At 73.2% G+C, this 22,947-nt stretch carries 17 protein-coding genes and 1 pseudogene; 15 read left to right on the top strand and 3 right to left on the bottom strand.

What is annotated here, in order from left to right:
* Nucleotides 1-7: 7 nt before the first annotated feature.
* Nucleotides 8-1,045 carry a 3-oxoacyl-ACP synthase III family protein gene (locus D476_RS32150; RefSeq protein ID WP_160167434.1) on the bottom strand — a complete coding sequence of 346 codons (1,038 nt, stop codon included), beginning with the start codon at nucleotides 1,043-1,045 and terminating at the stop codon, nucleotides 8-10.
* A 324-nt stretch (nucleotides 1,046-1,369) separates the two neighbouring features.
* Complete coding sequence (locus D476_RS0104685; RefSeq protein WP_152529211.1) at nucleotides 1,370-1,975, bottom strand: hypothetical protein; 606 nt, start codon at nucleotides 1,973-1,975, stop codon at nucleotides 1,370-1,372.
* Nucleotides 1,976-2,615: 640 nt separating this feature from the next.
* Between D476_RS0104685 and D476_RS0104690 the strand changes: the two genes are divergently transcribed.
* The 10 genes and pseudogenes from D476_RS0104690 to D476_RS0104740 all read left to right on the top strand — a co-directional run bounded on the left by D476_RS0104690 (nucleotide 2,616) and on the right by D476_RS0104740 (nucleotide 14,058).
* The gene (locus D476_RS0104690) at nucleotides 2,616-3,662 is read left to right on the top strand and encodes a sensor histidine kinase (RefSeq protein WP_017622817.1); all 1,047 of its coding nucleotides are present in this window, start codon (nucleotides 2,616-2,618) and stop codon (nucleotides 3,660-3,662) included.
* On the top strand, nucleotides 3,659-4,294 hold the full coding sequence (locus D476_RS0104695; RefSeq protein ID WP_026123241.1) for a response regulator: 636 nt from the start codon (nucleotides 3,659-3,661) through the stop codon (nucleotides 4,292-4,294). Before D476_RS0104690 ends, D476_RS0104695 begins: the two co-directional genes overlap by 4 nt.
* 469 nt (nucleotides 4,295-4,763) lie before the next feature.
* A complete protein-coding gene (locus D476_RS32155) occupies nucleotides 4,764-5,813 on the top strand; it encodes a CDP-alcohol phosphatidyltransferase family protein (RefSeq protein WP_083939414.1) in 1,050 nt (349 codons plus the stop codon).
* A gap of 258 nt (nucleotides 5,814-6,071) precedes the next feature.
* Nucleotides 6,072-7,523: a gamma-aminobutyraldehyde dehydrogenase gene (locus D476_RS0104705; RefSeq protein WP_017622820.1), complete on the top strand. Its 1,452-nt coding sequence runs from the start codon at nucleotides 6,072-6,074 to the stop codon at nucleotides 7,521-7,523.
* Between the two features lie 11 nt (nucleotides 7,524-7,534).
* The gene (locus tag D476_RS0104710) at nucleotides 7,535-8,713 is read left to right on the top strand and encodes an ABC transporter ATP-binding protein (RefSeq protein WP_017622821.1); all 1,179 of its coding nucleotides are present in this window, start codon (nucleotides 7,535-7,537) and stop codon (nucleotides 8,711-8,713) included.
* Between the two features lie 117 nt (nucleotides 8,714-8,830).
* Nucleotides 8,831-10,006 carry an ABC transporter substrate-binding protein gene (locus D476_RS0104715; protein WP_017622822.1) on the top strand — a complete coding sequence of 392 codons (1,176 nt, stop codon included), beginning with the start codon at nucleotides 8,831-8,833 and terminating at the stop codon, nucleotides 10,004-10,006.
* 10 nt (nucleotides 10,007-10,016) lie between these two features.
* Nucleotides 10,017-10,895, top strand: coding sequence for an ABC transporter permease (locus D476_RS0104720; protein ID WP_017622823.1), 879 nt, complete (start codon nucleotides 10,017-10,019; stop codon nucleotides 10,893-10,895).
* A pseudogene (locus D476_RS32160) lies at nucleotides 10,892-11,735 on the top strand (ABC transporter permease). Before D476_RS0104720 ends, D476_RS32160 begins: the two are co-directional and overlap by 4 nt.
* 337 nt (nucleotides 11,736-12,072) lie before the next feature.
* Entirely contained in the window at nucleotides 12,073-13,497 is a 1,425-nt protein-coding gene (locus D476_RS0104735) for an NAD(P)/FAD-dependent oxidoreductase (protein ID WP_026123243.1), read from the top strand.
* A 90-nt stretch (nucleotides 13,498-13,587) separates the two neighbouring features.
* On the top strand, nucleotides 13,588-14,058 hold the full coding sequence (locus tag D476_RS0104740) for a hypothetical protein (RefSeq protein WP_017622827.1): 471 nt from the start codon (nucleotides 13,588-13,590) through the stop codon (nucleotides 14,056-14,058).
* Nucleotides 14,059-14,190: 132 nt separating this feature from the next.
* Here the strand turns inward: D476_RS0104740 and D476_RS0104745 are convergent, their stop codons facing one another.
* The gene (locus D476_RS0104745) at nucleotides 14,191-15,081 is read right to left on the bottom strand and encodes an NAD(P)-dependent oxidoreductase (protein WP_017622828.1); all 891 of its coding nucleotides are present in this window, start codon (nucleotides 15,079-15,081) and stop codon (nucleotides 14,191-14,193) included.
* Between the two features lie 169 nt (nucleotides 15,082-15,250).
* On the opposite strand from D476_RS0104745, the gene D476_RS32165 reads away from it, so the two are divergent.
* From D476_RS32165 to D476_RS0104765, 5 genes are all read left to right on the top strand, one after another.
* The gene (locus D476_RS32165) at nucleotides 15,251-16,333 is read left to right on the top strand and encodes an AfsR/SARP family transcriptional regulator (RefSeq protein ID WP_040725239.1); all 1,083 of its coding nucleotides are present in this window, start codon (nucleotides 15,251-15,253) and stop codon (nucleotides 16,331-16,333) included.
* A 2-nt stretch (nucleotides 16,334-16,335) separates the two neighbouring features.
* Nucleotides 16,336-18,954 (top strand): ATP-binding protein, encoded by a 2,619-nt coding sequence (locus D476_RS32170; protein ID WP_152529212.1) that lies wholly within the window; start codon nucleotides 16,336-16,338, stop codon nucleotides 18,952-18,954.
* 1,044 nt (nucleotides 18,955-19,998) lie between these two features.
* Entirely contained in the window at nucleotides 19,999-21,288 is a 1,290-nt protein-coding gene (locus D476_RS0104755; protein ID WP_017622829.1) for a sensor histidine kinase, read from the top strand.
* A gap of 148 nt (nucleotides 21,289-21,436) precedes the next feature.
* Nucleotides 21,437-22,663, top strand: coding sequence for a sensor histidine kinase (locus D476_RS32175; RefSeq protein ID WP_017622830.1), 1,227 nt, complete (start codon nucleotides 21,437-21,439; stop codon nucleotides 22,661-22,663).
* A partial coding sequence (locus tag D476_RS0104765; RefSeq protein ID WP_017622831.1) for a response regulator occupies nucleotides 22,660-22,947 on the top strand: 288 nt, incomplete at its 3' end. The genes D476_RS32175 and D476_RS0104765, both read left to right, overlap by 4 nt.

The raw sequence follows: 22,947 nt of genomic DNA on the forward strand, positions 1-22,947 counted from the left end.
TCACTCCTCACACGCGGATGTCGTCGGCCAGCCGGAAGCAGAGCGACCCCCACAGGAAGCCGGCGCCGATGGCGGACACCACCAGCACGTCGCCCCCGCCCACGCGCCCGTCCCGGGCGAGCCGCCACAGCGACGTCAGCGGCGAGGCCGCGCCGGTGTTGCCCAGGGTGTCGGCCGTGACCGGCATGCGCTCGGGGTCCACCCCGATCGAGCGGGCGATGTGCTCGACCATGCGGGCGTTGGCCTGGTGGACGGCGAACCCGCCGACGTCGTGCACGTCGACGCGCGAGGCCTCCAGCGCCTGGTGGATGGACTTGGGGATCTGGGTGGTGGCCTCCTGCCACACCGCCCGGCCGTCCATCTGCAGGTACCGGCTGTGCACCTCCTCCCCGTACACCGCCCGCTCGTGGCACAGCTTGGAGGGGGAGGCCATCTCCACGGCGTGGGAGTAGGAGTTGCCCAGGTCGTAGCCGAGCAGGCCGACCGGGGGCGGTGCCGCGGCGCCTCCCCCGGGTGCGGGGGCCTCCTCCGGCGGGGTCTTGCGCAGCACGGTGGCGCCCGCCGCGTCGCCGAAGAAGATCCGGGTGGTGCGGTCGAGGGGGTGGGTGTTGCGCGAGATGCACTCGGCGCACACCACGAGGGCGGTCTCCAGCCCGTCCTCCTGGAGGAGGAGGGACGCGGTGTACATCGAATACACCGCCGAGGCGCACGCGTGCTGGGTGATGTCGATGATCCGGGGCGTCGTGATGCCGAGGGAGTCGGCGATGATCACCCCGAGGGAGGGCATGACCCAGTCCGGGCTGCTGCTGCCGACGACCAGGACATCGACCTCGTGCGGCTCCATGCCGGCCGCGGCGACGGCTCTCTCGGCGGCCTCGGTCGCCAGACCGGTGATGTCCTGGTCGTCGGCGACGTAACGGCGCTCCATAATGCCGGTCTTTTCCGCGATCCACTCGGGGGTGGTCCGCATCTCCATGGACTCGCACAGCTCGGTGTTGGGGACGACTCGGTCGGGGACCGCTACGCTGACACTGCAAGGGCTCACGGGAGCCAGAGTCCATGTGGGCATGGATGTCCTTTCTTGGTACAGTGCTGCGAAGGGAAGGTGGGCCGGGTCTTCCAGGCGCAAATGTGAAATACCCGGGCCCACCCCCTGGCTAGCCGCCTCAGCAGCCGTCGCTGGCAGTGCTGGCGGGCAGCTCGACGCCGTCGGCGACGACCTCCTCGCCCTGAAGGTCCATCACGTCCGCGATGTCCATCATTTCCTTACCTCCCTTCCCGGAGTCGTGTTCCTTTGATTCACCGCCGGGGGCGGTGGCTCGGTGGGCCGGGATCGCCCGGCGCGATTCTTCAAAGGCCGCCGTATTATTCAGAGGCCGCCGTCGGGGTCGGAGGGGGCCTCACGGGCGGCGCCGAGGCCTTTGGACGTCAGATCCTCGATGGTCTTCTCGTGCAGCCGCCGCATCAATTCCTCGCGGTGTTCGTCCGGTTCGCGGCGCGCCGGGCGGAACAGTTCCATGTCGGCGCTGCACAGGACGCCGGGCCAATGGCGTCCGTCGATGAAGAACCGGTCGCGCAGGATGCCCTCGACATCGAAGCGGCCGCGTTCGGAGGTGACGTACTCCAGCAGGGGCTCGTTGTAGGCGCCGAAGAGCAGTTCGACGCGCCGCACGTGCGACGTGCGGGTGATGTGGTCCATCGCCCGTTCGACCGCGGCGGCCACCGTGGCCGCGTGCCAGGCCGCGTCGTCGTTGGACACGATGTCCAGGCGCAGGAAGCCCGGTGTGTGGCCGGGGCGCCAGGTGACCGCCCCGATGGTGTCGGCGGGCGCGCACACCGCGATGCTCGAGCGGCCCGGGTCGTCGCGGAACCGGTCCCGCTGCGCGGCGGTCCGCCACAGCGGCCCCTCGGTGGAGACGTGGGAGAACGGCTCCGACAACACCGCCTCCAAGAGCTCCTCGGAAGTCGGGGACACGACGGGAAAGAATTGGAGTTTCTGTTCCCCTTCCGCGTTATGCCGTTCCAACTTCCCTCCCCGATTGGCGGGTGCAGTTCTTCGCTGAACCGGTCATGAACGTAGTTGTCCGTTGATATGAGTGTCAACGGTCATACTGTAATTATGTGAGTACGCTGAGTTGTGTACGTTCTTTTCGGTCGTTTCCGCTGGTCTCGGGCGTCGTTCCTGGACAGTGCGCATGATCGGCTGGCCCCGGTGACCTGGAAAAAAGGTTCGTGCCTGCGGGAAATCGCGGTTCCGGTGGAATGCGTGATGACCTGGGTGTACGACGAAAGGAGGCCGGAGAACGGCGTGCTCCTCCCGCGGGCGTGGCCGGGGCGGCCGGCCGAAGGATCATCAGCGGGTCGGAAGGGGCCTACATACAAATATGTACGTGCGCCTTATCCTCGGGGAGGATTGATCGGCTCTCGGGGGGTGTGGTCGCATTAGGCTCATGCACACGGGCGTATTGGCCACCCGGGACGGGAAGGCCCGGGCGATGGCCTGCGTTCTTTTCGCCGGCGGAGTGGTCCTCCTGCATGCGGGGGGATACGCCTCCAGTGACGCCTCCGTCCCGTGGGCGCGTACACAATACGGATTCCCGTCCCAGATCCTGGTCGTGACCCTGGCGCTGGTATGCCTCGGGGTCGCCCTGCGCTTCCAGGCCCCGCTCATCGCCCTCGGCATCGGGACCGCCGCCTTCATCGGCGATGTCGTGATGGGCGCGTCGCTGGCCACCATCCTCATCTACACGGACAACATCTACGCCGCCTGCGCCTATGGGCCCCGGTCGATGTGGCGGCTGATGCTCATGGTCACCACCACGGTGAGCCTGGCCATGGGCGGTGTGGTGTACGTGGCCCAGCAGCAGCAGCTGGGCGGGAGCGTCGTCCTGACGGTGGTCGTCGCGATCGTGCTCGTCACCCCGGTGGTCACCGCGGCGGTCGTGCGCCAGCAGCACGACCGGGCCGCGGACGAGAGGATGCGGGCCGACCGCCTGGCGCGGCTGTCGGAGCTGGAACGGCGCAACGCGGTGGCCGCCGAGCGCGGGCGCATGGCGCGCGAGCTGCACGACGCCGTCGCCAACCGCTTCAGCGTCATCGTCGTCCAGTCCAGCGCCCTGCTGCGCCGGGACGACCTGGACGCACAGACCCGGACGCGGCTGCTCACCCGGATCCACGACGACGGCCGGCAGGGGCTCGAGGAGCTCCGCATGATGATCGACGTCCTGCGCAGGGAGACCGGCGAGGACGGCGGCGACGAGCCCTCCGTGACCGCCTTCGGCGGGGCGGAGGACATCGGGTCCCTCGCGCGGAGCTACGGCGCGGACGTGGACCTCGAGGTGTCGGGGACGGTGCGCCCCCTGTCGGCCGCGGCCGGGCACGCCGCCTACCGCATCACCCAAGAGGCGATCACCAACGCGCTCAAGCACTGCGGGGGACCCGTCCGCGTCCGCATCGCCTACCGTGAGGAAGAGGTCGAGTTGTCCATAGAGAACACGCTCTGCGGGGGCGCCCGGCCGGGGCCGCCCGGCGGCGGATTCGGCGTCCCCGGCATGCGGGAGCGCGCCGAGTTCCTGGGCGGGCGCATCACGGTCGGCCCCGCCGGGCACGGGGTGTGGCGCGTGTGCGCGGTCCTGCCCGCGCCCGTGGGGGCGGGCCGGTGATCCGCGTCGTTCTCGCCGACGACCAGGACGCCGTCCGCACCGGGCTGTCGCTGATCCTGAACGGGGCCGAGGACATCGAGGTGGTCGCCGAGGCGGCCGACGGCCAGGAGGCCGTCGACCTCGCGCACGAGCTGGTCCCGGACGTGCTGATCATGGACATCCGGATGCCGCGCAGGGACGGGATCTCCGCCACCCGGGAGATCGGTCAGACCTGCGACGTCCTCATCCTCACCACCTTCGACCTCGACGAGTACGTCTTCGCCGCACTGCGCGCCGGCGCGGCGGGCTTCCTGCTCAAGAGCACCGACAGCGACACGCTCATCCACGCCGTGCGCCTCGTCGCCCGGGGGGAGGGCATGATCGCCCCGGCCGTGACGCGCCGCCTCATCCGCTCCTTCGCGGCCTCGCCCGCGGACGCCTCCCCGGAACCCCGGCTGGAACGCCTGACCGGCCGCGAGCGCGAGGTACTCAGGTGCATCGGCCGGGGGCTGTCCAACCTGGAGATCGCCGAGCGGCTGGACATGGCCGACGCCACCGCGAAGACCCATGTCAGCCGGATCCTGTCGAAGCTGGAGCTGAAGAGCCGGGTCGAGGCGGCCATCCTCGCCCAGGAACAGGAACGGGGGCTGTGAGCCCGGCGGAGGGGGCGGGCGGCGGGCCGCCCGCGCCTCCCCGCCGTGCAGCGTGAGCCGGGCTGGAAAGGCGAACGGCCCCGAGCCGTCAGAGAATACGGGCCGCCCCGGGACACCGGGGCGGCCCGTCGTCGTAGGCGGGGAACGTGCGCGCGGGAAGGGATGTAAGGAACCTTCATCATTGAGTAAACCCGTCTCATGCAAAGGGCGTCTAACGGGTGAAATCTGGGGGGACGAGAGGTCCGTGTTCGCCGCTGTCCCGGGAACGGCGGGCGGACCCCCGGTCTCCCGGCAGTGCCGAGTGCTCTGGGATGCGCAGGTCAGAGGTCCACGACGAAGAGAAGGGTGAAGCGCATCCCTCGACGGCCGTGCGCGCTCGAATGAGCGCGCCGCCGTTCCATCCCCCGTTTCCAGGGTGCCCGACGCTGTCTTTTCCGTGCCCGCCGTCAATTACACGGAGTAGTCATCGATGCCCTCTGACGGGTTCACTCTCGCCGATGTCCGCGAGAAGACCTATAAGAAGCGTGATTCGTGGTGGACGGTCTACCTTGTGGACCCCGTCGCCGCGCGCCTGGTCCTGTTCACCGCGAACCGGACCTCCCTGACGCCCGACCACCTGACGATCGCCGCACTCCTCCTGGGCGTCGCCGCCGCCTTCTCCTTCGGCCGGGCCGACGTCCTCGGGCTGGTCCTGGGGGCGGCCGTGTTCCACGTCAGCTTCCTGCTGGACTGCATGGACGGCAAGATCGCCCGGTTGAAGGGCAACGGCACCGTCTTCGGGTCCTGGCTGGACTACGTGTTCGACCGGGTGCGCGTCCTCATCTGCACGATCGGCCTCATGGGCGGGCAGTACGCCGCCACCGGGGACACGGTCTACATCTGGTTCGCGCTCGCCGTCGTCTTCACGGACATGTTCCGCTACCTCAACTCCCCGCAGATGGCGAAGGTCCGCAAGAAGATGCGGCGTGCGCAGAGGGCGCGCGTGCGGCGCGGGCTGACCGAGGGGGAGATCGGGGAGGAGGAGTTCATCCGGGTGCTCGGGGAGAAGCGGTTCGGTGAACTGAGGCCCCGGCTCCTCGACGACGAGTCCGACGCACCCGACGGGTCCGCCGAGGGCGGCGGGGAACGGTTCGGCGGGTCCGGCGACCCCCGGCCCCTCCACCTGCCCGAGGAGCCTCCGTCGGGCAGCCTCGCCGAGCGCTTCCCCGCCTATGCCCGCTTCCGGGACGCGCTGCTGCGCCACCGCGTCCGTCCCCACCTGTTCAGCGGCATCGAGTTCCAGATGGGCGTGTTCATCGTCGCCCCGCTGGTGGGCGCCGTCTTCCCGGGCGCCATGCTGTGGGTCGTGGGAGCCTCCTGCGCGGGCCTGCTGTTCTTCGAGTCCTTCATCGTGGGGCGGCTCTGGCAGGCGTCGCGGCGCTATGAGCGCGAGCGGATCGTCCTGGAGGAGCTCCTGCCGGAGGAGGACGAAGGCGCCGCGCCCGGCGGGGACCGGGCTCCGGAGAAGGCCGCCGTGTAGCGCGGTCCGGGCCGGGGTGCGGCCCCGGAGAAGGCCGCCGCGGGGCGGGCACCGGCACTGCGTCGGCGCCTGCCCCGCCCGCGTCCGGGGGTGCGTGCACCTATACAAGGAAACAGTGGCTGGCGTGGCCATCGCGTGAGGGATCGATGGCGAAACTGGATTTTTACAACGGAATCCCTTGTCGTAAGCCTGTGACCTCTGTCAAGGTACCGGGGACAGCAAATGTGCCCTGCATCACCTTCGTCAGGAGTGCCACGCATGACCGAGCAGGCCAGGCCGCGCCAACTGCGGAACTTCGTCAACGGCGACCACGCCGACGCCGCCGACGGGCGCACCAGCGACATCGTCGACCCGGCGACCGGGCGGGTCATCGCGCAGGCGCCGGTCTCCTCGGCGGCCGACGTGGACGCGGCCTTCCAGGCCGCCCGCGCCGCCTTCGAGGGCTCCTGGCGCGACAGCACCCCCGCCGAACGCCAGATCGCCCTGAACCGGTTCGCCGACGCCGTCGAGGAGCGCGCCGACGACCTGGTCGCCGCCGAGGTCGCCAACTGCGGCAAGCCGGTGCACAGCACCCGCGACGAGGAGCTGTGGCAGGTCACCGACGCGCTCCGGTTCTTCGCCGGGGCCGCCCGCAACCTGGAGGGCAAGGCCGCCGCCGAGTACCTGGCCGACCACACCTCCTGGGTGCGCCGCGAGCCCATCGGCCCGGTCGGGCAGATCACCCCCTGGAACTACCCGATGGCGATGGCCGCCTGGAAGATCGGCCCCGCCCTCGCGGCGGGGAACACCGTCGTGCTCAAGCCCTCCGACACCACCCCGGTGTCCACCCTGCTGCTCGCCGAGATCGCCGCGGAGTTCCTGCCCGCCGGGGTGTTCAACGTCGTCTGCGGCGACCGCGGCACCGGCCGGGCCCTGGTCGAGCACCCCGTCCCCCGGCTCATCTCGCTCACCGGCTCCACCCGCGCCGGGTTCGAGGTCGCCCAGAGCGCCTCCACCGACCTCAAGCGCCTCCACCTGGAGCTGGGCGGCAAGGCCCCGGTCGTCGTGTTCGACGACGCCGACGTGGCCAAGGCCGCCCGGGGCATCGCCGAGGCCGGGTTCTTCAACGCCGGGCAGGACTGCACCGCCGCCACCCGCGTGCTGGCCACGCCCGGCGTCCACGACGACCTGGCCGCCGCCCTCGCCGAGCAGGCGCGCACGACCCGCACCGGCGGCCCCGACGACACCGGCGCCGACTTCGGCCCGCTGAACAACCCCGACCAGCTCGCCCGCGTCTCCGGCTTCCTCGACCGGGCGCCCGGCCACGCCGAGGTGCTCGCGGGCGGCAAGCGCACGGGCGAGGCCGGGTACTTCTTCGAGCCCACCGTCGTCGCCGGGCTCCGCCAGGGCGACGAGATGGTCACCGACGAGGTCTTCGGCCCGGTCATCACCGTCCAGCAGGTCCCCGACGAGGACACCGCCGTCGCCTGGGCCAACTCGGTCCGCTACGGCCTGGCCTCCAGCGTGTGGACCCGCGACCACGCCCGCGCGCTGCGCGTCTCCCGCCGCCTGGACTTCGGATGCGTGTGGATCAACACCCACATCCCGCTCATCGCCGAGATGCCGCACGGCGGGTTCAAGCACTCCGGCTACGGCAAGGACCTCTCCCTGTACAGCCTGGAGGAGTACACCCGCGTCAAGCACGTCATGAGCCACATCGGCCGGGACTAGGGGAGGGCACGATGGAGAGCATGACCGAGCCGACCCCCGTCGGCGCCGCCGAGGCGCCGCCCCCTTCCCCCGACGTTCCCGCCATCGCGCTGGAGGGCGTCGCCAAGACCTACCGCTCCGGCCGCGAGGAGGTGCGCGCCGTCTCCCGGATCGACCTGGAGATCGCCCAGGGCGAGTTCTTCTCCCTGCTCGGCCCCTCCGGGTGCGGCAAGACCACCACCATGCGGATGGTCGCCGGGTTCGAGGACCCCACCGAGGGGACCGTCCGGCTCAAGGGCGCCGACGTCACCCGGGTGGCGCCGGACCGCCGCGACGTCAACATGGTCTTCCAGAGCTACGCGCTCTTCCCGCACATGACCGTCTTCGACAACATCGCCTTCGGGCTGCGGCGCAAGGGCACGCCCGCGGACGAGATCCGCCGACGGGTCGGCGAGATGCTGGAGCTGGTGGAGCTGTCCGGCCGGGAGAGGACCAAGCCCGGACGCATGTCCGGCGGCCAGCAGCAGCGGGTCGCCCTGGCGCGGGCCCTGGTCAACCGGCCCAGCGCGCTTCTGCTGGACGAGCCGCTGGGCGCCCTCGACCTCAAGCTCCGCCAGTCCATGCAGATGGAGCTCAAGCGCATCCAGCGGGACGTGGGCATCACCTTCGTCTACGTCACCCACGACCAGGGCGAGGCGCTGACCATGTCGGACCGCATCGCGGTGATGAACAACGGCTCCGTCGAGCAGCTCGGCGGCCCCCGGCAGATCTACGAGCGGCCCGCCTCGCGGTTCGTCGCCGGGTTCATCGGCACCTCCAACCTGCTGTCGGGGAGCGTCGCCGACGCCTCGGGCGGCCTGGTCACCTTCCCGGCCGGCGACGGCGGCGCGGTCTGCGCCACCGCCGAGGCCGCCGTCGGCGCCACGGTGGAGGTCACCGTCCGTCCGGAGAAGATCGCGCTGCACACCGCGCGCCCGGACGGGGCGGGCACGCGCTCGCGGGTGCCGGGCACGGTCCGGGAGGTGGTCTACCTGGGCGCGTCCACGCACTACACCGTCGCCCTGGAGGGCGGTGGGCCCGGCGGCGGGAGCGCCGCGCCCGAGCTCACCGTCTACACCCAGAACGCCGCCGGGACCGACGACGGGCCGGTCCGCGGCGACCGGGTCTGGCTGGAGTGGAGCCCCGAGCACTCCTACGTGCTGCCCGCCTGAGGCACCGGGCCGCCGGACGGCCCGCACCACCGGGAACCACCATCCCCCGACACGGAAGAGAGTCCTCCCGTGAGCAGAATCGACCGCGCCCTCCTGCGAGGGATGACCCGTGCCCGCATGAGCCGCCGCGGCCTGCTGGGGGCGGCCGGGCTGGCCGCCGCCGGTGCGGCGCTGACCGGCTGCGGCGTCGGCGGGCAGGGGGGCAAGGCCCCCGAGTCCGAGGACTTCTGGGCGGGCAAGGAGAGCAACGGCAAGCTGAACTTCGCCAACTGGCCGCTGTACATGGACGCCGACCGCACCCAGCTCAAGGAGTTCACCGAGGCCACCGGGATCAAGGTGGACTACGACGAGGCGGTGCAGGAGAACCACTCGTTCTTCGGCAAGATCCAGCCCAAGCTCGCCGACGGCGAGTCCATCGGCTACGACCTGATGGTGCTGTCCACCGGCATCGAGCTGGCCAAGCTGGTCGAGCTGGGCTACCTGGCGCCGCTGGACCACACCAAGATGCCCAACTTCGCCGACTACGCCGGGGACAAGTACCAGGACCCCGGCTACGACCCGGGCAACCGGTTCACCGTGCCCTACACCTCCGGCATCACCGGCATCGCCTACAACCCCGAGTACGTGGACCGGGAGATCACCGGCATCGCCGACCTGTGGCGGCCCGAGTTCGAGGGCAAGGTCGGCATGATGGCCGACCCGCAGGAGATCGCCAACTTCGGGCTCCTGCTCAACGGGGTGGCCCCGGCCGACTCCACCGAGGAGGACTGGGAGAAGGCCGCCGACAGGCTCAAGGAGCAGCGCGACAAGGGCATCGTGCGCCGCTACTACCAGCAGGACTACATCCAGCCGCTGACCAACGGCGACGTGTGGCTGTCCATGGCCTGGTCGGGCGATGTGTTCCAGCAGAACGCCGAGGAGGGCGCCGGGCTGGAGTTCATCGTCCCCGAGGAGGGCGCCACGCTCTGGAGCGACCTGATGATGATCCCGCGTACCGCCGCCAACCCGGTCGACGCCCTGATGCTCATGGACTTCCTCTACGAGCCGCAGGTGGCCGCCGGGCTGGCCGAGTACATCAACTACATCCCGCCGGTGCCCGAGGTGCAGAACATCCTGGAGGAGAAGGCGGCCGACGCCTCCGGCGAGGAGAAGGAGTTCCTGGAGGACCTGGTGGGCAGCCCTCTGGTGTTCCCCACCGAGGAGGACTACGCCAAGCTGCACAACTACGTCCCGCTGTCGGTGGACCAGGAGGAGTCGTTCTCCCCCTTGTTCCTGTCGGTGACCCAGTCCTAGGGCGGCGCGCATGACCGACGAACGCAGACCGCGGCTCGCCGCGCGGGCCGCCCCCTACCTCCTGGTCGCCCCGGCCTGGCTGTGGCTGGCGCTGTTCTTCGTGGTGCCGATCGCCACCATCCTGTCGATGTCCCTGATGAGCGGAAACCTCTACGAGGGCTACTCGCTCACCTGGGAGTTCGGCAACTATGCCGCGGCGATCGGCACCTACTGGGAGCAGATCGGCCGCTCGCTGGTGTACGGCGCCTGCGCGACCGTGCTGTGCATCCTCATCGGCTACCCGTGCGCCTACTGGATCGCCTTCCGGGGCGGGGCGTACAAGAACGCCTACCTGCTGCTGCTCCTGCTGCCCATGTTCGTGTCGTTCGTGCTGCGGACGATCTCCTGGAAGGCGTTCCTCGCCGACGAGGGCGTCATCCTCGGCACGCTCAAGGGCATCGGCCTGCTGCCGGAGGACGCCTACGTCCTCAACAGCGCGGTGGCGGTGGTGTTCGGGCTGGCCTACAACTTCCTGCCGTTCATGGTGCTGCCGATCTACGCGGTGCTGGAGCGGATGGACCACCGGGTGGTCGAGGCCGCCCGCGACCTGTACGCCGGGCCGGTGCGCGCCTTCACCCGGGTGGTGCTGCCGATGTCGCTGCCGGGCGTGTTCGCCGGGGTGATCATGACCTTCATCCCGACCTCGGCCGACTACGTCAACGCCACCGTGCTCGGCGGCGCGCACAACACCATGGTCGGCAAGGTCATCGAGAGCCAGTACCTGGTGAACAACGCCTACCCGATGGCGGCCTCCATCACCTTCGTGCTGATGGCGGTCCTGCTGGTGGGCATCTTCAGTTACGCCCGGGCGCTGGGCACCGAGCGAGTGATGGAGGCGAGTGCCCGATGACCGCGACGAGCGCGCCCGCCCCCGCCGCGGCCCCCGCACCGGCCCCGGCCCGCGCCCGCCGGCCGCGGCGGCGCGTCGACTGGGGCAAGTACGTCACCTGGGCGGTCATCGCCTGGCTGCTGTCCCCGATCGCGTTCATGATCGTGTTCAGCTTCAACGACATCAAGGGCCGCCACAACGTGACCTGGCAGGGGTTCACCCTGCGCTGGTACGCCGACGCCTTCGCCTACCCGGACCTGACGCAGGCGCTGGTGAACTCGCTGCTGATCGCCCTGCTGACGATGGTCTTCGCCGGGCTGCTGGGCGGTCTGCTGGGCCTGGCCCTGGGCCGGTACACCTTCCGCGGGCAGGGCGCCACCAACCTGGTGATGTTCTCGGCCATCTCGGCGCCCGAGGTGGTGCTGGGCGCCGGGCTGCTGTCGATGTTCCTGACCATGAACATCGCCACCGGGTTCTGGACGATCGTGATCAGCCACGTGATGTTCTCGGTGTCGTTCGTGGCGATCACCGTGCGGGCCCGGGTGCTGGCGCTGGACCCGGCCCTGGAGGAGGCCGCCCGCGACCTGGGCGCCTCGGCCTGGACCACGTTCCGGCTGGTGNACCCTGCCGATGCTGACCCCGGCGCTGATGGCCGGCGGGCTGATCGCCTTCGTGCTGTCCATCGACGACTACATCATCACCACCTTCGTCAGCGGCAACACCAGCACGTTCCCGCTGTGGATCTGGGGCACCACCCGGGTGGGCACCCCGCCGCAGGTGAACGTGATGGGGACGCTGATCTTCGCGGTCGGCGTGCTGCTCGCGGTGGTGAACGCGGCCATGGCCCGGCGCCGGGGCTGACCCGGGCGTCCCCGGCTCCCTCCCTGGGGAGGAGGGAGCCGGAGACGCCTGACTGTCCGTTTAATCGATGAACCGTCCGCGATGGACGATTCGGCTGGATCCCCTGGCCGACCCGACCGGCCCCAGGACGTCCAGGGCCGTCCGCCGCCGAGGAGTGAGAATTTGAAGGCTCCCCCGCCTGAAGGCGGGGGATTCCAGCCTCCATGGCGTGCACGGGGATTCACGGCTTAGGCAGCCACCCGGACCAGCGGCCTGGGTGGACTCACACCGTCGACACCGTCCGGGGTCCAACCCGCCCGGTCCAGCTCCACAACAGCCTATGAGGAAGGTACGACAGATGCGGAGACCATTGGCCTCCCTCGTGGAGGAGTCCCTGGCGGGGGTCCGCCCCCGCACCTTCTGGCTCGACCCGTCCGTTCCCGGGCACGACGAGCCCGAGGCGGCCCCGCCGCTGGGCGGGGAGTCCGCCGCCGACCTGGCCGTCGTCGGCGGCGGCTACGCCGGGCTGTGGGCCGCCCTGCTGGCCAAGGAGCGCGACCCGGGCCGGGACGTGGTGCTCATCGAGGCGCGCACCTGCGGGTGGGCGGCCTCCGGGCGCAACGGCGGCTTCTGCTCCTCCAGCATCACCCACGGATTCGGCAACGGCGCCGAGCGCTGGCCCGACGAGATCGCCGAGCTGGAGCGGATGGGCCGGGAGAACCTCGACGGCATCGAGGAGGCCGTGCGCCGGTACGGGATCGACTGCGAGTTCGAGCGCACCGGCGAGATGGCGGTGGCCACCGAGTACTGGCAGCTGGAGGAGCTGGAGCGGGAGGCCGGGGAGCTGGCGGAGCTGGGGTACGCCCCCGAGGTGCTCACCGCCTCCCAGGTCCGCGCCGAGGTGGACTCGCCCACCTACGTCGGCGGCACGATCGACCGCTCGGCCTGCGCCATGGTGCACCCGGCCAAGCTGGCCCGGGGCCTGCGCGAGGCCTGCCTGCGCCTGGGGGTGCGCATCCACGAGCACTCGCCGGTCCGCGGCATCGCACCCGTGCGCGGCGGGCTGCGCCTGGCCTGCGACGGCGGCGCCGTCACCGCGCGCCGCACCGCCTGGGCCACCGGGGCCTTCCCCGGGCCGCTGCGCCGCCTGCGGCACTTCGTGGCGCCGGTGTACGACTACGCGCTGATGACCGAGCCGCTCACCGCCGAGCAGAAGGCCGCCATCGGGTGGAAGGGCCGCCACGGGATCGGCGACTCGGCCAACCTGTTCCACTACTACCGGCTCACCGCCGACGACCGCATCCTGTGGGGCGGCTACGACGTGGTCTACCGCTACGGCGGCCGCATCCGCCCCGAGCACGACCAGCGGCCGGAGACCTTCCGCCGCCTGGCCGAGCACTTCTTCACCACCTTCCCCCAGCTGGAGGGGGTGCGGTTCGGACACTCCTGGGGCGGGGTGATCGACACCTGCAGCCGCTTCTGCGCCTTCTACGGCAGCGCCTACCAGGGGCGGCTGGCCTACACCGCGGGCTACACCGGCCTGGGGGTGGGGGCCACCCGCTTCGGCGCCCAGGTGCTGCTGGACCGGCTGGAGGGCGCCGACACCGAGCGCACCCGGTCGGCGATGGTGCGGGAGCGGCCGATCCCCTTCCCACCCGAGCCCGCCCGATATGCGGGGATCGCGCTGACGCTGCGCGCGACCGCGGCGGCCGACCGGGACCGCGGCCGACGGAACCTGTGGCTGCGCACCCTCGACCGCCTTGGAATGGGATTCAACAGCTGATCGGAGCCCGGGGCCGCGCTCTTGGCAGGTCACGGGAGGGTGTGCTTCGATTCACACCGGTACTTGCTCGGGGGAGGGGCGAGGACGGTGATGGCTTCGGAGTATCGGGCCGGGCCCGCACAGGGGCGGACGGAGGGGGCCGACGGCGCCTCGGGCGCCTCGGACGGGGGAGCGGTGACGCTGACACTGCCCCGGGGCTTCGCGTCCTGGCTGACCGGGACCGACGCGATCCGGACGCCGGGCGGGGACCCGTTCCACGCCTCGGCCCGCCGCGCGGTCGCCGGGGCGCGGGCCCGGCCCACCGGTGACGTCGACGTCACCTGCGACATCGGCGGCATCTGCGTGATCGGCGAGCAGGCCTACAAGCTGGCGCACACCCCGGGCATCCCGGAGGCGCTGCTGGACGAGGCCCTGGTGACCCTGGAGCGGTTCCACTCGGCGATGGACGCCTGGACCGCCAAGGAGGGCATGTGCGTGGACTGCGGCGGCAGCGGCCGCGGTCCCGACGGGGAGCCGTGCCCGCAGTGCAAGGGCACGGGGCGGATCCCCACGGGCTGGTGAGGCCCGTGGCCCGGGAGGGCGCGGTGACCGCGCACCCGGTGGACGGGGCGGCCCCGCAGCGCACCGGTCCGTTGCGGACGGGTGCGCTGCGGGGCCGCCCGGCCGGGCCCGGCGGCCCGCCGGGGCGACCGGTCAGGCCTTCTTGTCCATCAGGGTGATGAGCCGGGCGAAGGCGCTCTCGCCGAACCCGGCGTCGATGCCCCGCCGGAACACGGCCAGGACGGCCTCGGGCAGCGCGGTGTCCACACCCGCGTCCCGCGTGGCCTGCACGACGTGCTCCATGCTGGCGGTGCCCATGGCCAGGCGGTCCTCGTCGCCGGGGAAGCGGCCCTCGGCGACGACCGCGGCCGTCGTCTCGAAGAACCCCGCCATGTCGTTGCCCTCGATGATGTACGGCGTGATGGTCTCCACCGGGATGCCCTCGGCGCGGGCGACCGCGAGGGCGTGCAGGAAGCCGGTCATGGTGGTCCAGAAGAGGTCGAGCTGGATCTGGTAGTAGACCTGGGCCAGGCCGGGGTCCTCGCCGCGGAAGTCGGTGGAGGTCAGGACCTCCAGGAGCGCCCTGTTCTCCTCGAAGGCGGCGCGGTCGCCGCTGTAGTAGGTCGACATCGACGGGTCGCCGATGCCCGGGGCGGGGGACATGACGCCGCCGGTGAGGTAGCGCGCGCCGTGCCGCCCGGCCCACGCCGCGGCCTCGCGGGACGCGGCTGGGGTGTCCGAGCCGAGGTTGACGACGGTGCGGCCGTCGAGGTCGGCCTCGGCGCCCTCCAGCACGCTGTACATGGCCGCGTGCTCGGTGAGGCTGAGGAGGACGGGGCCTCCGGCGCGCAGGGCCTCGGCGGGGGAGGCGGCGACGTGGGCCCCGCGCTCGGCGAGGGCGTCGGCCTTGGACCGGGTGCGGTTCCAGACGGTCAGGTCGTACCCGGCCTTGAGGAAGGCGTCGGCCATCGCCTGGCCCATGGGGCCCAGGCCGATGAGGGTGACGGGGGTCGTGGCCGGAGTGGTCGGCTTCGTGTTCGCCATGGTGGGTGTCCTTGTCCTCTGCATCCGCTGTGTCCTCTGCCGCCGGGCGCCGGTCTTCGATGCCTCCGGCCGTCGGCCCGGTCGGTCGCGATGGGTCCACAGTGGCGGCGGGCGCTACGGATCGGCTGTCAGGGCGCTACGGGAGGCGCTACCGGTAGCCTTGGGCGCCATGCGCTTGGGGGTGCTCGGTCCGCTCGTACTGTGGGACGACGAAGGCGGCGAGGTGCCGCTGCCGGGCGCCAAGGTGCGCGCGCTGCTGGCGTCCCTGGTGGTGCGCCGTGGTGGGCCGGTGCCGGTGGACACGCTGGTCGACGACGTGTGGGGCGACTCCCCGCCGTCCGACCCGGCAGGAGTGCTGCAGGCGCGGGTGTCCCAGTTGCGCAAGGCCCTGAAGGGGGCGCGCACCGGCGCCGGTGAGGCCCCGGGGGTGGTGTTCCGGTCCCCCGGCTACCAACTGCACGGAGCCCTGAGCGTCGACGCCGACGCCTTCGAGCAGAAGGCCGATCGGGCGTCGCGGCTGCTGAGGGGGGCCGATGCCGGTGGTGCCGGTACTGCTGCCGTCGCGGCGGCGGGGCTTCTCGACGAGGCCCTGGCCCTGTGGCGGGGCCGCGCCCTTGCGGAGTTCGCCGACGAGCCCTTCGCGCGCGCCACCGCCGCCCGCCTGGAGGAGCGCAGGCTGACCGCCGTGGAGGACAGGGCCGAGGCCCGGTCGGCGATGGGGGAGGACGCGGCGCTCGCGGGGGAGCTGCGGGCGCTGGTGGACGCCCATCCGTTCCGGGAGCGCCTGCGGGCGGCCCACATGCGGGCGCTGTACCGCGCCGGGCGCCAGGGCGAGGCGCTGGACTCCTACGAGGAGCTGCGAGCGAGACTGGCCGACGAGCTGGGCACCGACCCGGGACCGGACATCGCGGCGCTGCACACGGCCGTTCTGCGACACGACCCGGCCCTGGGGCCGGGTGCGGGCACGGCGGCCCGTGCGGGTACCGGGATCCGCCGCCCGGGGGCCGGGGCGGTGGGCGAGGCAGGTGCGTCCGCGGTCTCCGCCTCGCCTGCCGGGTTCTCGCCAGGGGCCGCCATACCGGCGGGGCCCCNGAGACGCCGTCCGGGGCCGACGCGACCGCCGCCGGGACGCCTGCTGAAACCGCCGTGTCCGCCAGGGCGCCCGGCGCCGACAGGCCCGCCGCCGGTTCCGGCGCCGGTTCCGTCGACGGTGAAGAGGGATCCGCGGGCTCTGTCCCGTCGGAGCAGATGAGGGTGACGACGGCATCGCCCGTCCGCGCGTCGGCGGCCTCCCCGGGTGCGCCGTACCCCGGAGCGGAGGGGCCGCGCGGGCGGCGGGGGCGCCTCCCCGTCCCCGTCGGACCGCTGATCGGCCGGGACGGGGAGGCGGTGCGCGTCGGCGCCATGGTCGAGAACGGGCGCCTGACCACGCTGACCGGGCCGGGCGGCGTCGGCAAGACACGGCTGGCGGTCGAGGCGGCCTCCAGGATCGAGGAGCGGTTCCCCGGCGGGGTCGTCCTCGTCGACCTGGCGCAGGTGGACTGCGGGGGCGACTCGGCCCCCGCGGTGGCGGCCGCGCTCGGGCTGCGCGACGACGCGCAGACGGCCGACCGCGACCCCGTCGCCCGCGTCGCCGCCGCGCTCGCCGGTGAGCGGGTCCTGGTCCTCCTGGACAACTGCGAGCACGTGATCGGCGGTGCGGCCGAGCTCGCGGCGCGCCTGACGGCCGAGGCCCCGGAGGTGCGCGTGCTGGCGACGAGCCGGGAGCCTCTGGGCGTGCCGGGCGAGCGGGTGCGCCCGGTCGCTCCCCTGGGGCTCCTCGCGCCCGGCGCCCCGCCCGACGCGGGGGCGCTGCGCCGGACCGGCGCCGGACGCCTCTTCGCCGAGCGCGCGGCGGCGGCACGGCCCGGGTGGGAGCTGACGGACGCCAACGCGGCTGCGGTCGCGGCCGTCTGCCGCCGCCTCGACGGGATTCCGCTGGCGTTGGAACTGGCCGCCACGCGGGTCAGGGCGATGAGCGCGGGCGAGCTGGCGGAGCGGCTGGACGACCGGTTCCGGGTGCTGTCGGGCGGGCGCCGAGGGGTCCCCGAGCGGCAGCGGACCCTGCGCGCGGTCATCGACTGGAGCTGGGAGACGCTGGAGGCCGACGAGCGCGCCCTGCTGCGGCGCCTGTCGGTGTTCCGGGGCGGCTGGACGCTGGAGGCCGCCGAGGCGGTGTGCGGGGACGAGGCGGCGCTCCTTCCGGCGCTGGTGGACCGGTCGCTGGTCGTGGCCGTCGACGAGGGCGACGGGACGCGGTACCGGCTGCTGGAGACGGTGGCGGCCTACGCCGCCGAGCGGCTGGCGGAGGCGGGCGAGGAGAAGGGGATCGGCGTCCGGCACGCCGTCTACTACGCGGGGTTCGCGGAGCGGGCGGATGCGGGGGTGCGTGGGCCGGAGCAGGGGGTGTGGCTGGAGCGCCTGGACCGCGAGTACGCGAACGTCAAGGCCGCCGTGGGGGCGGCGGCGCGGACGGAGGACGTGGAGGCGGCGCTGCGCATGGCCGTGGCGTGCGCCTGGTTCGGTGCGGTTCGCGGACGGCTGGGGGAGGTGCGCGCCCTGCTGGAGGAGGCCCTGGCCCTGCTCCCCGGCGACCGGCTCGACGGGCCTGACCGACCCGACCGGCCCGACGACATCGCCGCCCTCTCCCTGGAGGCCGAAACGGTCCATGCCGCCGTCACGGCTCTGGGCGTGGCGTTCGACGGGGAGGAGCGTTCCGTCGACACCGCCCTGCGGGAGCGCCTGGCGCGGGGCAGGGGACACGCGCGCCTGCGGCGGGCCGAGTGGTTCCTCACCTACGCCGAGTGGGGGATGGGCGACTTGGAGGAGGGCGGCAGGCGCGCGGCGCGGGTCCTGGAGGCGGCCAGAGCGGCGGGCGACCGGTGGGGGACGGCGGCGGCCTTGGTCGTGGACGCGTGGTGCGCGCAGATCCGGGGGGACCTCGGCCGCCACCGCAGCGCGGCCCGGGAGAGCGAGCGCCTGTTCCGGGCGGAGGGGGACGGCTGGGGGGTGCTCCAGGCGTCGGACCTGCTGGCGCAGGCCGCCGAGATACGGGGCGAGTACGGGGAGGCCGAGCGCCGCCTCCGGGAGGGGCTGGAGGACGCCGAGCGCCTGGGGCTGTGGGGCGTGGTCGCGGCCCGGCTGTCGGGGCTCGGGAGGATCGCGATGCTGCGGGGGGACCTGGCGGGGGCGCGGCGGTCGCTGGAGCGGGCGCGCGCGATCGCCGTGGAACGGGGCGACGAGGGCGGCCGGGAGTTCGCCGACGCGGGGCTGGCGCTGGTGGCCCGGAGGGAGGGGCGCCTGGACGAGGCCGAGGAGCGTACCCGGGCGTCCATCGCCCGCAATGATCACGGGCAGGGCGACATCGGGCTGGCGTTCATCGAGGCCCAGCTGGGATACGTGGCCGAGCAGCGGGGGGACGCGGAGGCGGCTCTGGACCACCAGAGGCGGGGATTGGACCGGGCGAGGGTGTCCGGTGACCCGCGCGCGGTGGCACTGGCCCTGGAGGGGATGGCGGGGGCGCTGTCCTTGGCGGCCGGTGCGGAAGCCGTAGGCGAAGCGGACCTTGCGGGTGCGGCGGATTCCGAAGGCGAAGCCGAAACAGCGAGTGCGGCGCGCAAGGCTGCGGAGCTGCTGGGCGAGGCCGATGCCCACAGGCTGTGGACGGGCGTTCCGCTGCCGGAGGCGGAGCGGTTCGACGTTCGGAGGGCGGAGGGACGCATCCGGGCGGCGTTGGGCGAGGAGGACTTCGAGGAGTCACGGACCCGGGGGAGGTCGCGGGCCCGGTCGGCGGCCGCATCCCCGACGTGCGGAGGCGGAGGGGACCTGTACTGAGGCCCGTGGACCACAGGCGCACGTGTGCGGGCTCCCCGGCGCCCGGCCATGTCCGCTCGACAGGCGTCATTCCCGTTCGACCCCCGCGATGACCCCGACGATGGTGCCGTCGAAACTGCTGGCTCGATGGCACCATCGCCCAGGAGGTCCGGCGTGCGGCAGGGAAGGAAGACGCCCGCTGGAGTGGTGGAACCTTGTGGCCGCCACGGGCGGGCGGCCGAAGGCCGATCGCCGACAGGCAGGCCGCCGGGCAGGGCGCCGACGCCGAGGAGGGCCCGCCCCGAGGCCGTGACGGTCGCGCTGGCCTGGGGAGACGGGGATGACATCACCCCAGCGGACACGGCCTGTGGAAGGCCGCCCCCCGACGGACACCATCCGGGGCCCTGTCGACCCGGACCGCGAGGAACCCGCCGCCCCGCCTCCGTCGCAGCCTTCCACCCTGCACACCGGAACCGTCCGCCTCCGCTGGAGTGGTGGAACCTCGCTGCCCCGACCGCCCTACGCCGCCTGGGCCTTCGGCCGCCCGCTAAGGGACCCGCGCTGCTCGGCGCGCCCGCCGACCGGCGAGGCCCGACCGTCGGTGCGGCTGCCGCGCCGACCCGGGTGGACAGGAGCGACACCACTCCAGTGAACGCGGGCCGGGGCACGGCGCACGGCCAGGGGGAGCGGGGGACCGGTCGGCCCCCGCCGAGCTCGTCGCTGTCGCTCTTCATGTGCTCAGAAGGCGGGATGCGCCATCGGCCGGCCCGCCCGTCGGAACCTGACATCTGTCACCCGACCGGCGCTCCTCTGCGTCAGCGGGGAGCGGTGACAGCGGCATCTGTCGGTGGCGGTCCCGTGGCGGGCATTCTTGGTCACCGCACGGGATCGATCGGCCTCGGCCGCGGGTCCCGTCCCCGGGTGGACGCGGGCGCCCGCCCGGGGCCACGGCGGGGCCGGGAGGACGGCCCGGTCCCGCCGGACACCTCCGAGTGCCGTCCGGACGCGGCCGGACTCTCCGACCCCGGTTTTGCCCGGCCGCGGCCCGGCGGGGACCATCAGTGCATGTTCCGTATCCGCGAGGCCCGCCGTCGGGGCCGAACCGAGGGCGCCACCGAGGGCGGCCGCCCGGACCGCCGTGTCCAGGGCGGCGGCGGGCGCTTCGGCTCCCGGGCAGCGCCCTCCCGACTGGACCGGCGGGTGCGGACCGCCCAGTGGGTGGCCTTCTCCATGCTGTGCTTCACCTCGGTCCAGATCCTCATCTACGCGGTGGTCGCCCTCACCCTCCCCGCATTCCTCGGGATCGGCGACCCCCGCTGGCAGGACGGCGTCGGCATCGCGGGCGCGGTGGTCCTGGCAGGGCTCACGCTCTGGATGCTGGTGATCCGGGTGTTCTCCGGGGTCTTCCCCTCCCCCCGGCTCTACTGGTCCTCCTTCGCGCTGGCCCTCGCCGTGATGTGGGCGCTCGGGCTCTGGTTCTGGACCATGCTCCTCCTGGGCGCCTGGTGGTCCGCCGCCTACCTGTGCGCGCGGGGCAGGGCGCTGTGGTCGGCCACCGCCGTGCTCCTCGTCGCGCCGTGGGCGCTCGCCGCCTGGCAGGAGTACTCCGGCGTCGGGGTCCCCTGGGGCCAGTTCGCGCTGGTGTGGGTGGTCGCGGCCGTCTACGGGCCGCTCGCGATGAGCGGCAACCTCGTCTCCGTCTGGCTCTACGAGCTGGCCCGGGACGCCGTCGCAGGGCGGGAGGCGCAGGCGCGCCTGGCGGTGAGCGAAGAGCGGCTGCGGTTCGCCCGGGACGTGCAGGACCTGCTCGGCCACAGCCTGTCCGGCATGGCGGTCACGAGCGAGCTGGCGACCCGGTCGGCCGACAGGGGCGACCCGGGCGCGGCGGCGCGGCACATGCGCGAGGTGCAGTCGGCGGCGCGCACGGCGCTGCGCGAGATGCGCAGCGCGGTGGCCGGGTACCGCGAGATGGACCTGGCACAGGAGCTGGACACCGTCGGCGGCGTCCTGGCGGCGTCCGGGATCAGGGTGTCGGTGGAGGGCGGCCCGGAGGAGGTCCCGGCCGAGGTGCGCGGACCGGCGGCGTGGGTGGTCCGCGAAGGCGCGGCGAACGTGGTCCGGCACAGCGACGCCGGGCACTGCGCCATCGTGCTCCGGTGCGAGGAGGGGCGGGCGGTCGTCGAGGTGCGCAACGACGGGGCGGCCCGGTCGGGAGGGGCGGCGCCGGGCTCCGGGATCACGGGGCTGACCGAACGGGTCGCGGCGGTCGGCGGCACCCTGGAGGCCGGGCCGAGCGGTGAGGACGGGTTCGTGCTGCGGGCGGTCCTGCCGGTGGACGAACCGGACGGGGAGTGACGGCGGGACTGGGGCGTGACCGGCGGGCCTCGGGGGCTCCGCTCCGCGGGGCCGTCCGTCGCGTATGGGGCCGATCGCCGGGATGATGGGCGTCGGGGATCGCACCCGGGTGCGGTGCGGCGCCCCCGGAGAAGGGACGGCAGGACGGATGGCGAGCGGTAGCGGGGTCCCCGGGGCCCGCGGGGACGCGGTGGACGACCCCCGGTGGCGGACGGCGTGGTGGATCGTCTTCGGCGCGCTCGCGTTCCTCGCCCTGGCCATCGCCGTGTTCAGCCTTCAGACGGTGCTCGTGGTCGGCGACTCCATCGCGCTGTGGCGGCGGGTCGCGGCGGTGGTGCTGTCCGTGCCCCTGGCCGCCCTGTCGATCCGGATGGTGTGGCGGCGGGTGAACGGTGCCACGTCGACGAAGGCCCTGTTCTGGGCGTCGGTCCTGTTGCTGGCCGCGGAGGCGGCCGCCCTCGACATGTGGGTCGGCACGGCCATGGTGGCCGGAACGTGGTGGTCGGCGGCGGGTGTGGCCAATTCCGCCGCGCGGATGGCCGCCCCTACGGCGGCGCTGCTGGCCGCGCCCTGGGTGCGGGCCGCCTTCTTCGACGAGGCCGACTGGGGGCTGGTGGCGCTGCTGGTCGTCGTCGGCGCCGCGTGGGCGGTGCTGATGTACCTCGGCCATGTCGGCCTGCTGTTCCTGTGGGACCTGGCGGGCGCCGCGGCCGCGGGCACCAGGGCGCGGGCGCGGCTGGCGGTGAGTGAGGAGCGCCTGCGCTTCGCCCGGGACATGCACGACCTGCTGGGGCACCGGCTGACCGGCATCGCCGTGGGCAGTGAGCTGGCGGCCCGGCTCGCCGAGCGCGCCCCCGACCAGGCGGCCGACCAGATGCGGCAGGTGCAGGCGGCGACCCGGGAGGCGCTGCGCGAGATGCACGGCGCCGTGTCCGGCTACCGGGAGGTGGAGCTGGCGAGGGAGCTGGACGGGCTCCGGGCCGTGCTGGACTCCACCGGGGCCCGGTTCACGGTGGAGGGCTCACCGGAGGACGTCCCCGAGGAGGCGCGCCCGCTCGCCGCCTGGGTGGTCCGCGAGGGCGGGACGAACGTGGTCCGGCACAGCAGGGCCGAGCACTGCGGCGTCGTGCTGCGGCGCGAGGAGGGGCGGGTCGTCGTGGAGGTGCACAACGACGGCGCGGAAGGCGACGCCGCCCCCGGGCGGGGCAACGGTCTGACAGGGCTCGCGGAGCGTGTGGCGGCGGTCGGCGGCACACTGGAGGCGCGGCGCAGCGGGCGCGACGGCTTCCTGCTGCGGGCGGCGCTGCCCGCAGGGCCGCCCGCCGGACGGGACGGGGGCGCCCGGGAGCGGGCGCCGAAGGGAGCGGATACGTGATCAGGATCGTGCTGGCCGACGACGAGCACCTGGTGCGCGGGGCGATCGCCGCGCTGCTGGGGCTGGAGGAGGACCTGGAGGTCGTGGCCCAGGTGGGGCGCGGCGACGAGGTGGAGGCCGCCGTCGCCGAGCACGCCGCGGACATCGCGGTGCTCGACATCGAGATGCCGGGAGCCACGGGGCTGGAGGTCGCCGGTCGGCTGGCCGGGAGCGCGCCGGGGTGCGGGGTGCTGGTGCTGACGAGCTTCGGGCGCCCGGGCTACCTGCGCCGGGCGCTGGACGCG

The organism is Nocardiopsis chromatogenes YIM 90109 (assembly GCF_000341185.1).
Lineage (GTDB): Bacteria > Actinomycetota > Actinomycetes > Streptosporangiales > Streptosporangiaceae > Nocardiopsis_A > Nocardiopsis_A chromatogenes.